This window comes from Thiomonas sp. FB-Cd (assembly GCF_000733775.1).
Taxonomy (GTDB): domain Bacteria; phylum Pseudomonadota; class Gammaproteobacteria; order Burkholderiales; family Burkholderiaceae_C; genus Thiomonas_A.
Genome location: NZ_JPOE01000005.1, coordinates 756,297 through 767,312, shown reverse-complemented (window position 1 = coordinate 767,312; position 11,016 = coordinate 756,297). Strand labels below are relative to the sequence as shown.

Below are 11,016 nucleotides of genomic sequence, written 5' to 3'. Positions count from 1 at the left end.
TTGCCTCTGGCGGTTCAGGCAAAGCCGGACGCGGCACCCGTCACAGTCCGAAGTACGTCTCGCGCACCGCGCTGCTTGTCTGCAGTTCGGTGCGCGTGCCACTGAGCTTGACCTTGCCGTGGTCGATCAGATAGCCGCGATCAGCGAGAGCGAGGAAGGCCACGTTTTGCTCCGCAATCAGCAGGGATGTGCCGCCGCCGATCGTCGTCTTGAGCACGTCAATCACCTGTTTGACGAAAACCGGGGCCAGGCCCGATGACGGCTCATCCATGAGCAGAAGACGTGGTTCAGACACGAGCACCTTGGCAATGCCGAGCATCTTGCGCTGCCCGCCTGACAGGGACCCGGCAGCGTCGCGTCGCTTGGCGGCGAGATCGGGAAAGACCTGGAACAACTGGTCGCGGCGCCGCCGCACCTGCGCATCGGGCAAGAAGTAGCCACCAAGGGCGATGTTCTCATCGATGGACAAGGTGGGGAACACGCCAAGCTCGGACATGAATGCAATGCCGCGGCGGATGCGCTGGTCGGGCGCGAACCCGTCGATGCGTTCGCCATCAAAACGGATCGTGCCGCGCCAACTGGGCAGCAGGCCGATCAGGCTGCGCAACAGCGTGGTTTTGCCGGCGCTGTTGGCACCCAGCAGCAACACCGTCTCACCAGCGGAGACATTCAGGTCGATACCCCAGAGGATCTGCAGCGGGCCATACCCTGTTTCCAAACCCTGCACTTCGAGCAGCGTTGCCATGATCAGCCTCCGATGAAGGCGGCAACCACTTCCGGGTCATGCGACGCCTGGGCAAGCGAGCCCTGAAACAGCATGCGACCGGCGCCAAGCACAATGACACGCTCGGTGATGCGGTTGAGAAAATCGAGAAGGTGCTCCACAACGATGAGCGCAATGCCGCGCGCCGCCAGCTTCTGCAGCAGCGCAGCGATGGCGCCGAGTTCAGCCGGGTTCAGTCCAGCGCCGATCTCGTCCACCAGCAGCAGCTTCGGGTTGGTTGCCAGCGCACGGCCCAAATCAAGCTGCTTTTGCTGGTTGACCGTGAGCGAACCGGCGAGTTTGTCGGCTTTCGGGATGAGATCGACATCGGCCAGGATCGTATCCACGTCGGCCTCATGCGCGCGCCCGAAGTGGGCGGCCACTTCGATGTTCTCGCGCACCGTCATGTCCCGAAACACCTTGGGCACCTGGAACGTGCGATTGATGCCCAGTCGGGCGCGGCGGAACATGGGCAAGCGATTGATGCTGTGGCCGTCGAAGACGATCGAGCCGGCATCGGCGCGGTACATACCCGAAATCAGGTTGATGGTCGTCGTCTTGCCCGAGCCGTTGGGACCGACAAGGCCCAGGATCTCGCCGGGCGAAACACCGAACGTCACATCGTTCAGAACCACGAGTCCACCGAAGCGCTTGTTCACCCCGGCAAGGTGCAGGAGTTCAGAAGACATGCACGCCCCTGCGTGTAAACAGCGAGAGAATCCCGCCGGGCAGGAACATCACCAGCAAGACGATCAGTGCGCCGTAGATGAGTTGGAAATACTGCGGCGTGGAAATGCCGATTGCCGAGTACAGCGAATACAGAACCGCGGCGCCGACGATGGGCCCGATCACCGTGCCAACGCCGCCGAACAGCGCGAACACGATGGCGAATACGGAGATTTGCAGGGTGAAGACCGCGTCGGGGTAGAACACCGACAGGTTCCAGGCATAAATGCCGCCCGCAAGGCCTGCCACGAGCGCCGACACCAGCCAGACGATGAGTCGCACGCGCACAACATCAATGCCGGCCATGGAGGCGCTCGTGGGATCCTGCTTCATCGCGCGCAGGGCCATGCCGAAGCGCGAGCGCCGAAAATAGGCCGCGACCGCCGTGGCCACCAGCAAGAGCCCGAGCATCGCCCCGTAGCTGGTGCCTGGTGCATAGACCTGCTCGATCTTCAGCCCGTAGGGTCCCCCGGTGATATCGGCCAGATTGGGGTTGGACACGACGAAATAGAGAATTTGCGACGCCGCCAGGCTGGCGATCGAAAAATAAGCGCCGGACAGGCGCAGCAGCGGCCCAAGGATCAGCGCCATCAGCACCGCGGCCAGCCCGCCGCCCGCCACACAGCCGAACACCGGCAAATGCGTATGCAGGACCAAAAGCGACGTGGCGTAGGCGCCGCATCCGAAAAAGCCCACATAGCCAAAGGGCAGGTAGCCGGTGAAGCCGTACAGCAGGTTCAAACCCTGAGCGAGCACGATGAAGGTCATCAGGGTGAACAGCAGGGTCTGATTGCCGTAGACGTGCGGCAGCAGCATGAAAGCGGCAGCCACCAGCACCAGCACGATGGCGCCAGGGCGTGCGCGAGTCAACCAGGAGTTATGCAAGGCGCACCGCCTTTCCGAGCAGCCCGGATGGTCTGATGAGGACGATGACGAGCAGCAGGGCGTAGGGCACAACGTTGGACCAGGACGAGTAGTAGGTCTGCATCAGCATCGTGCCCAGGCCAAACACCAGGCCGCCGACCACAGTGCCCAGCGGGTTGCCCAGCGAGCCGATGATGACAATGGCAAATGAGGTTGTCGTGAGTTCGTTGCCCAGATCGGGCGACACGGAGCCCAGCAGGTAGGGCACGAAAACGCCTGCGATCCCCGCCAGCGCCAGGCCGGCCACGAAGGCAATGCTCGAGACCCGATGCACATCGATGCCAGTGGCAAGGGCTTCGTCACGGTTCGCCATGATGGCGCGCGTTGCGTAGCCCAGGCGGGTGTGAGAGAAATAGGCCCAAAGCCCGGCGATCGCCGCCAGGCTCACCGCTGCAGCCCACCACCAGCTATCCGGAAATTGCTGGCCGAGCACGCCAATATTGCCTGCGCCCAGCGCCTCGCTCGGCAGCGAGCGCTGGTCGGCACCGAATGCAAGCACGGTGAGCGCCTCGATGATCTGCCCAATTCCAAAGAACAGGATGAAGGACAGCATCTCGGGGTCGCCCGAGCGCTGCAGGCGTGGCACCACGGCGCGGTATAGCGGCCACCCAATCACGACGGCACCAACGATCGACAGCGGAACCGCCCACAACGGATTGAGTCCGAAGTGCCGCGAAACCAGCCATGCCGTATAGCCGCCCAGAACGATGAACTGTCCGTGGGCCAGGTTGATGATGCGCATGACGCCGAAAATCAAATTCAGCCCGATGCCCACCAAGCTAAAAAAGATGCCGTACAGAATGCCGCCGATGATGGCGTATTCGAGCAGTTCCAATCGCCCTCCGCGATCCGCGTGTCAGTCCAGCCTCGTCCTTGCCGGATGTCGCTCCTGCCAATCCTCTCCACCCACAGCGCGGCGGAAATGATCCGCCTCCCCCCAACAACGGGAAGGAGGCCAGGGGCAGGGCGACGCCAGAGTCAGGGTGAGGGTCAGGGTCAGGGTTTCGGCGCCGGGTATACGGCCTTGCCCGTTGCCTTGTCGTCGGGGTACACCACGACAATCTTGGTGCCACTGCCTTCCGGAACGAGCTGGGCCACAGGGAAGGGCTGCCCGAGTTGCGCTCCGTTTTCGTTGATCTTGAACTCACCCAGCAGCGTGGTGGTCTTGCCCGACATGTCCATCAATGCCTGATGAAAAGCGAGTTGTTCAAACTTGGGCGCCATGTCCAGCATGTGCTGGATGATCAGGCCCGTGTTGTAGCCAGCCGAATCCAGGAAATTGGGCTCCTTGTGCTGGGCTGCCTGGAAGGCCTGCACGAACTGTGCAGTGTTCATGCCATAGCTCACCTTGTCGTATTTCACGAGCGGGGGCGTGGGGTAGGTGTAGGTGTAGGCCAGAGCCTTGGCCCCCACGTTCTTCGTGATCAGGCTCAGAAGCTGACCGGGGAAGATCGTGAACGTCATGTTGAAGTGCAGCCCGCTTTGCGACAGCGCGCGCAAAAAGGCGATGTCGTTGGGCGCATAGCCGAACTCCAGCACGGCATCCGGGTTTGTGGCCGCCACGGTGTGCAGAAGAATGGTGTAGTTCGACTCGCTGGTCGGCACGGCGTGGAAATACACCGGGGTCACACCGCCCTTGACCAGGACGTCCTTGAGGGTGTTGGCTTGCGATGCATCGAAGTCGTTGGCGTCATAGACGATGGCAACACGTTTGATTTTCTGCTGCAGCACATACTTCCCAAGGGGCACAGGCCACACGGTCGACGACGGAATGCTCACATCGGCCAGGTAGTCGGTCTTCTTGGTGAAGAAGTTGGCTCCGGAACCCGTTGGATCGATCAGCAACATATGGTGCTCGGCCGCCAGCGGGACCGCAACGGACGTGAGCACGGAGCCGAAGTCGGCCACCAGGATGTCCACCTTGTCCTGCGTAATGAGCTGGTTGTACAGCGTGGTTGCCGTGGAGGTGGAACTCTGGTCGTCGTAGGCCACGATCTTGACCGGAATTTTCTTGTCAAACGATTTCACAAATACGCCGCCGTCCTTGTTGACTGCGGCCGCCCAGAACTGCAAGCCTTCGTACTGCCCCTGCGAGGCCACCGCGAATGGGCCGCTCGTCGCATACAGCGTGCCGATCTTGAGTTCTGCTGGGGCCGTTGCGGCGTGTGCGCCGAGCGTGGACAGGGTGAGGGCGCCGGCTGCTGCCATGGCTTTCATGGCTTTGGGCATGCGTATTTGCATGAGAGAGTCTCCTGGGTTCTTGGCCTGTATCGCGTGGCCAAACTGCGGTTCGATTGTGAAGTGATTTTGAATTGAATTGTCACTTTTGATTCTCGTTGTCGACGCATCGCAGGTCAACGCATGGCCTGCACTTAAATGCAACTGAATGCTTCATGGTTTGCATCGGCGGGGGATCCGTGGTTGATGGCATGACGTCGCTTCCGCGCACCCATGCAGTTCGCCAGTCGCCGAAATGTCCGCCACGAGCTTTGCTCGAACCGCAGTCGATGGAGGTGCGCCAGCCTGTTGAGCGTTCAGCTCCTTGCAGGTGGCACTCCACGTCGAGGTGCAGCACGCGCGGCCCCGGCCTGGCTCCTGCGGGTGTGCCGTACGCGCGTCGGGCCACCGCCAACGCTGTGGTCTGATAATGCCACTGCGACCCAACCCGAAAACACCGGAGAATCCGCCATGGATCTGCCCATGCTCCAAGTCGTCCAGCATCCGCTTGTGCAGCACAAGCTCACGCTTGCGCGTAGCCGTGATACCACCACAGACAACTTCCGGCGGCTCGTGCGTGAAATCGCCGCGATGCTGGCGTATGAGGCCACGCGTGATTTGCCCACGCAGCTGGTGGATGTGAGTACTCCGGTTGCCGATTGCCGCATGCCCATCCTTGCCGGCAAGAAGCTGTGTCTGGTGTCAATCCTGCGCGCCGGCAATGGCATGCTCGACGGCATGATCGATCTGTTGCCGAACGCACGCGTGGGCCACATTGGCCTGTACCGGGATCCCGCCACCCTGGAGCCGGTGGAGTATTACTTCAAGGTGCCCGATGACATGGCCGAGCGTCTGGTGATTGTGGTCGACCCCATGCTGGCGACGGGCAATTCGGCAGCCGCGGCCCTGTCCCGGCTGAAACAGGCGGGGGCCACCACGCTCAAGCTCGTCAATCTTTTGGCTGCGCCAGAAGGCGTGCGCACCGTGCACCGAGCCCATCCCGACGTCCCCATCACCCTTGCCGCGGTCGACGAGGGTTTGAATGAACATGGCTACATCGTCCCCGGCCTGGGCGATGCGGGTGATCGCATTTTTGGCACGAAGTGATGGCTGCGCCAGCCCGTCGTGCAGGCATGCCTTGCGCGATGGGGTTGCGGCGCGTGAGCGCGGCCTTTCGCATCGGCATGCGACACAACGCTGACGGGCGCGTCATCGAGCTGCACGCCGGGGTGCGCCGCGGGGCCGGCACGACGCGGCGCTGCCAATGGCTGCATCTGCACTCGCGGCATCGGATCCACGAAAATGCGCAAGTCGTGCAGAAGGTCCCATGATTTCGGGTGCAGGGAAGAGGCGACGTTGAGCGTTCAAAATCAGGCGGCGGCGCACGCGGCATGACCGACAACCAGGGAGGTGAAGATGGCTGATGCGTATTTTCCCAAATGGCGCTTGAATACCGGGGGCGTCGTTGCGCCTGACGAGCGCTTACCCCCGGCCCAGACACTGGCGATGGGTTTGCAGCATGTGGTGGCCATGTTCGGCTCTACCGTCTTTGCTCCGCTGTTGATGGGTTTCTCGCCCAACATCGCGATTCTGATGAGCGGGGTGGGCACGCTGATTTTCTTTCTTGTCGTGGGCGGCAGGGTGCCAAGCTACCTGGGCTCGTCGTTCTCGTTCATCGGCGTGGTCATCGCCGCCAGCGGTTATTCGGGCGGTGGCATGAATCCCAACATCGCTGTGGCGCTGGGCGGCATCGTTGCCTGTGGCGTGGTGTATGCGGCAATCGGCCTGATCGTGATGGGCATAGGCACGCGCTGGATCGAGCGCCTGATGCCTCCGGTCGTCACCGGCTCCGTGGTTGCCGTGATTGGCCTGAATCTTGCCCCCATCGCCATCAAATCGCATGGCGCGAGCAACTTCGAGGACTGGATGGCCGTGGTGACGTTCCTGGCGGTCGGACTGGTCGCGGTGTACACGCGGGGTATGGTGCAGCGACTGCTCATCCTGGTCGGACTCGTCATTGCCAGCGTCGTCTACGCCATCCTGGCCAATGGTCTGGGTCTGGGTACGCCGATGAACTTCTCGGACCTGGCCGGCGCCGCCTGGTTTGGCCTGCCAAACTTCACGGCGCCCGTGTTCAACCCCAGAGCGATGACATTGATCGTGCCTGTGGTGGTGATCCTCGTCGCGGAGAATCTTGGGCACATCAAGGCCGTTACGGCCATGACCGGGCAGAATCTCGATCGCTACATGGGTCGCGCCTTTCTCGGCGATGGGCTTGCAACCATCGTTTCGGGCGCGGCGGGTGGAACCGGGGTTACCACGTATGCGGAGAACATTGGCGTGATGGCGGCGACCAAAATCTACTCCACGCTCATCTTCGCCACGGCCGCGGTTGTCGCCATCGTCCTGGGCTTCAGCCCCAAGTTCGGCGCGCTCATTCACCTCATCCCGGCGCCGGTGCTGCGCGGCGTAGCCATCGTGATTTTCGGGCTCATCGCCGTGTCGGGCGCGCGCATCTGGGTGGACAACAAGGTGGACTTCTCCGAAAGTCGCAACCTCATCATCGTCGCCATTACGCTCATGCTGGGTACGGCGGACTTCACATTGAAGTTTGGCGGCTTTGCCTTGGGCGGCATCGGGACCGCGACCTTCGGCGCCATATTGCTTTATGCGCTTCTGGGGCCGAAGGGCGGGGAACCGGCGCGGCAGAGCGACCGTCTGCTGGATGCCCTCGAGTAGCGCGCGTCAGCCCAGCAACGTCGACCCAGCCAACCCTGCGGCGATCAAGGACGCCGCGAGCCATGCCCAGGATTGCCAGCGCAGACGGGTCCCAAGCCTTTGTGCCGGCACGGTGGACAGGAGAAAGATCTGGCGCCCTGGCGGCTTGTGCAGCACATGGGTTTGCGGCCGGGCAGCCTCCTCGCGGCGGTTCACAGCAACCTGCTGCGCCGCAGCTGAGCGCAGTTGGTCGAACTCGGCGGCGTCGAGCTCGCCGTCGCCGTTGCTGTCGAATGCCGCGCGCCGGGCGGGTTCGGCCTTCCAGGCAATGACCAGATCGCGCAGATCGTCGCGGGCCGAAGTCTGTAGCGGATCGATGCTGGTGAACTGGCCCAGGGCATAGAGGGTTTCGCCAGGCAAGATCAGTTCCTCGGTGTAGCGATGCTCGGCATCTCCCGACCAAATCGTCGTTCCAGGAGACTCCGGAATAAGCACGGGCGTGGCACCCACCCAGGAGCGGTGGTTGACTGCGCGCACCTCCGCGCCGGCGGGATCGACAATGCAACGCCCGCTTTCATCGTCCAGCCAGAACTGAGCCTCGCTGACGCCGCGCTGCTCAAGCTCCCAGCCGGCGTTGCGCCCCTCACTTTTGCGCCGCTCGATGCGAAACCGCCACCAGGCGCAGGGTGTGGCCGTGAGCGGCGAGTGCAATGGCGCATCGGGCAGCCGCACCCGGCCACTGAGCTCCACATAACCCTGTGCAGCCGAGCGGATGCGCGCAGTGGGGGTGTCCTCCATGAGCCGCCTGCGGCGCTGCAGCCGGAAAAACTGCACCGCGCCGAGGACTGCCGCAAAGAGCAGAATGACAGCGCCTTCGGGGTCATGCGGCAGCCATCGCGCCATGGCCGTCACAGCTGCAATTGATCTGTTGCTGATGCAGCGGATGGCGAGGGGCGAGGTGTCACGCTGCCCCGCCGAAAGAAATCTTCAGATCCACGTCGGCCTTGTCGGCATCGACGACTTTAAAGAAGACCGCAGGGTTAAAGCTGAACAGCCGCGCAACCAGCACGTCGGGGAATTGCTCGATGCGCACATTGTTGGCGTTGACCGCTGCGTTGTAGAACTCGCGCCGGTCCGCGATGCTCTCCTCCAGGCCGCTGATCCGCGCCTGCAGATGACCGAAGCTTTCGTTGGTCTTCAGATCGGGGTAGCTTTCGGCGACCGCAAAAAGCCTTGCCATGCTGCCGTGCAGCGCACCCTCGGCACGGCCGAGCGCGCCAACGTTCTGCGCGGCACGCGCCTCCTGTACCTGTTGACGCGCGCGGATCACGCGATCGAGTGTTTCTTGCTCGAAGTGCATCGACTGCTTGCAGACCTCCACAAGCTTGGGCAGTTCGTCGTGACGCTGCTTGAGCAGGACGTCGATGTTGGACCAAGCCTGCGCAACCGCATGCTTGAGGCCCACGAGGTTGTTGTAGATCATCACCCCGTAGAGCAGCAGGGCAACGGCAAGGGCTGCGATGACGACGACGAGGAACATGGCGGCAGATCCGGGTGGTGCTGTGTTGTCGCAGATCGTAACAATCGTCGGGCTTTCGCGGGAGAGACGCTGGCCTCGGCCAACTTACTGCAAGGCGAGCATTGCTTGAAAGCCGCGAGCCCTGAGCGAGCCTGCAGGCAGGCGTAAGGGCGTTGGCACATAATGGATCCATCGTTTTCAACGGACGTCAAGATGCCAGAACGAAGCTCCTGCGAGGAGGATGCCCCGCTCATCGATGCTCGCGGGCTTGCCGCAAAGCTCGAGGCATTCGCCGTTGATCGCAACTGGGGACAGTTCCATTCCCCAAAGAACCTCGTGATGGCGCTCACCGGTGAGCTTGGCGAACTGACGGAACTGTTTCAGTGGATGACCGAAGACGAATCCCGCAAGGCTTGCGACGATCCCGCCAAAGCGATCAAGGTCGAGCAGGAACTCGCGGATGTGCTGCTCTACCTCGTTCGGTTAGCGGACGTCTTAGGGGTCGATCTCAATCGGGCGGCATCTCAAAAGCTCAAGCTCAATGCCGAGAAATACCCCATTGGCAGGGCTTACGGCTCCAACAAAAAATATGACGAATTTTGATGCCCGCGATTGCGACATGTCCGCATCAACTCCAGGGCGTGCGAGCGAGGCGGATACAAAATCCGCGGAGGATCCGGTCGCGGAGGATGCGCCCATCCACGGCCGTGCTGCGACGGAGCGACGCGTCGCTCAACATTACAATCGGCATCAGTTTTTCAGGACAAAACCAGGACAAAAGTGGCGCAAACGTGCTGCGCAGTCTGGTTTGGCTTCGCTCCATTCACGCCCCCTTGCCCGGCACTGACCGGACACATCCACGGTCCCGACATTCGGTTCGATGGTGCATAGAGGGTTGATTTCCAAGGAATTTTCATGAGCCTCAAATGCGGCATTGTGGGCCTGCCCAACGTGGGCAAGTCCACCCTTTTCAACGCGCTGACCCAAAGCGCCATCCCGGCCGAGAATTATCCCTTCTGCACCATCGAGCCGAATGTCGGCATCGTCGAAGTGCCCGATGCGCGCATGCAGAGGCTTGCCGATATCGTCAAGCCGCAGCGCATGGTGCCGGCCGTGGTCGAGTTTGTCGACATCGCCGGCCTGGTCGCGGGCGCCTCCCAAGGCGAGGGGCTTGGCAACCAGTTCCTTGCCCACATCCGCGAGACCGATGCCATCGTCAATGTGGTGCGTTGTTTCGACGACGAAAACGTGGTGCACGTGGCCGGACGCGTCGACCCGCTGGCCGATATCGGCGTGATCCAGACGGAACTCTGCCTGGCCGATCTTGGCACCGTGGAAAAGGCACTGGTGCGCATGAACAAGCAGGGCCGGGCGGGCGACAAGGAAGCGCTGAAAACGGCCGAAGTGCTGCAGCGCTGCGAGAAGGCGTTGAATGAGGCGCGGCCCGTGCGTGCCATGGGGCTGTCGGAGGATGAACTGGCCCTGATCAAGCCACTGTGTCTGATCACCGCCAAGCCGGCGATGTTCGTCGGCAACGTGATGGAGGACGGCTTCGAGCATAACCCGCACCTTGACCGCCTGCGGGAATACGCGGCTCGCGAGGGCGCGCCGGTGGTCGCCATCTGCGCCAAGCTGGAAAGCGAGCTGGCGGGAATGACGCCCGAGGAGAAGCGGGAGTTCCTGGCCGAGCTTGGCCAGGACGAGCCGGGGCTGAATCGGCTGATCCGCGCCGGCTACAAGTTGCTTGGGCTTCAGACCTACTTCACCGCGGGGGTGAAGGAAGTGCGCGCCTGGACGATTCCGATCGGTGCCACTGCGCCGCAGGCTGCTGCAGTGATCCACACCGATTTCGAGCGCGGTTTCATCCGCGCCCAGACCATTGCCTTCGACGATTTCATCAAGTACGGTGGCGAGCAGGGTGCCAAGGATGCCGGCAAGATGCGCGCCGAAGGCAAGGACTACGTCGTCAAGGATGGCGACGTTCTGAACTTCCTGTTTAACGTTTAGCTCGGGGTCAGACACGCCCGCAGCGCCGCCGAAGTCTGATCTCTTCCCGCGCCGTCGGTGGCATTGGGCCAAGGGCGGGAAGAAGCCCACTCGAAGCGTACCGCCCCAACGTTAATCTTCCAGCGCATGCCGTCCCCTGAGG

General features: G+C 62.3%; 12 protein-coding genes. 5 read left to right on the top strand and 7 right to left on the bottom strand.

All coding sequences use genetic code 11. From position 1 onward, the window contains the following. Positions 1-40 precede the first annotated feature (40 nt). The 5 genes from CD04_RS0117390 to CD04_RS0117370 form a co-directional block, all read right to left on the bottom strand. Positions 41-745, bottom strand: a complete 705-nt coding sequence (locus tag CD04_RS0117390) for an ABC transporter ATP-binding protein (RefSeq protein WP_031409080.1) — start codon at positions 743-745, stop codon at positions 41-43. A gap of 2 nt (positions 746-747) precedes the next feature. Further along, positions 748-1,452, bottom strand: coding sequence for an ABC transporter ATP-binding protein (locus tag CD04_RS0117385; RefSeq protein ID WP_031409078.1), 705 nt, complete (start codon positions 1,450-1,452; stop codon positions 748-750). Next, on the bottom strand, positions 1,442-2,374 hold the full coding sequence (locus tag CD04_RS0117380; protein ID WP_231480680.1) for a branched-chain amino acid ABC transporter permease: 933 nt from the start codon (positions 2,372-2,374) through the stop codon (positions 1,442-1,444). Before CD04_RS0117380 ends, CD04_RS0117385 begins: the two co-directional genes overlap by 11 nt. Further along, positions 2,367-3,248, bottom strand: coding sequence for a branched-chain amino acid ABC transporter permease (locus CD04_RS0117375; RefSeq protein WP_031409074.1), 882 nt, complete (start codon positions 3,246-3,248; stop codon positions 2,367-2,369). The genes CD04_RS0117380 and CD04_RS0117375 overlap by 8 nt, the downstream gene beginning before the upstream one ends. Before the next feature lie 161 nt (positions 3,249-3,409). Next, positions 3,410-4,654, bottom strand: a complete 1,245-nt coding sequence (locus CD04_RS0117370; RefSeq protein ID WP_031409072.1) for an amino acid ABC transporter substrate-binding protein — start codon at positions 4,652-4,654, stop codon at positions 3,410-3,412. Between the two features lie 447 nt (positions 4,655-5,101). Between CD04_RS0117370 and upp the strand changes: the two genes are divergently transcribed. The 3 genes from upp to CD04_RS0117355 all read left to right on the top strand — a co-directional run bounded on the left by upp (position 5,102) and on the right by CD04_RS0117355 (position 7,369). Next, positions 5,102-5,737, top strand: a complete 636-nt coding sequence (upp, locus tag CD04_RS0117365; protein ID WP_031409070.1) for a uracil phosphoribosyltransferase — start codon at positions 5,102-5,104, stop codon at positions 5,735-5,737. After that, positions 5,737-5,961 carry a hypothetical protein gene (locus CD04_RS24875; protein ID WP_031409068.1) on the top strand — a complete coding sequence of 75 codons (225 nt, stop codon included), beginning with the start codon at positions 5,737-5,739 and terminating at the stop codon, positions 5,959-5,961. The genes upp and CD04_RS24875 overlap by 1 nt, the downstream gene beginning before the upstream one ends. Before the next feature lie 85 nt (positions 5,962-6,046). Then, positions 6,047-7,369, top strand: a complete 1,323-nt coding sequence (locus tag CD04_RS0117355) for a solute carrier family 23 protein (protein ID WP_031409066.1) — start codon at positions 6,047-6,049, stop codon at positions 7,367-7,369. A gap of 6 nt (positions 7,370-7,375) precedes the next feature. On the opposite strand, the gene CD04_RS0117350 is transcribed toward CD04_RS0117355, so the two are convergent. Further along, positions 7,376-8,251: a GIDE domain-containing protein gene (locus tag CD04_RS0117350; RefSeq protein WP_038168505.1), complete on the bottom strand. Its 876-nt coding sequence runs from the start codon at positions 8,249-8,251 to the stop codon at positions 7,376-7,378. A 58-nt stretch (positions 8,252-8,309) separates the two neighbouring features. Then, the gene (locus CD04_RS0117345) at positions 8,310-8,888 is read right to left on the bottom strand and encodes a LemA family protein (RefSeq protein WP_031409062.1); all 579 of its coding nucleotides are present in this window, start codon (positions 8,886-8,888) and stop codon (positions 8,310-8,312) included. Between the two features lie 162 nt (positions 8,889-9,050). On the opposite strand from CD04_RS0117345, the gene CD04_RS0117340 reads away from it, so the two are divergent. Further along, a complete protein-coding gene (locus tag CD04_RS0117340) occupies positions 9,051-9,470 on the top strand; it encodes a nucleotide pyrophosphohydrolase (protein WP_231480679.1) in 420 nt (139 codons plus the stop codon). A 312-nt stretch (positions 9,471-9,782) separates the two neighbouring features. Next, a complete protein-coding gene (gene ychF / locus CD04_RS0117335) occupies positions 9,783-10,874 on the top strand; it encodes a redox-regulated ATPase YchF (RefSeq protein WP_031409057.1) in 1,092 nt (363 codons plus the stop codon). The last annotated feature ends 142 nt before the right edge of the window (positions 10,875-11,016 follow it).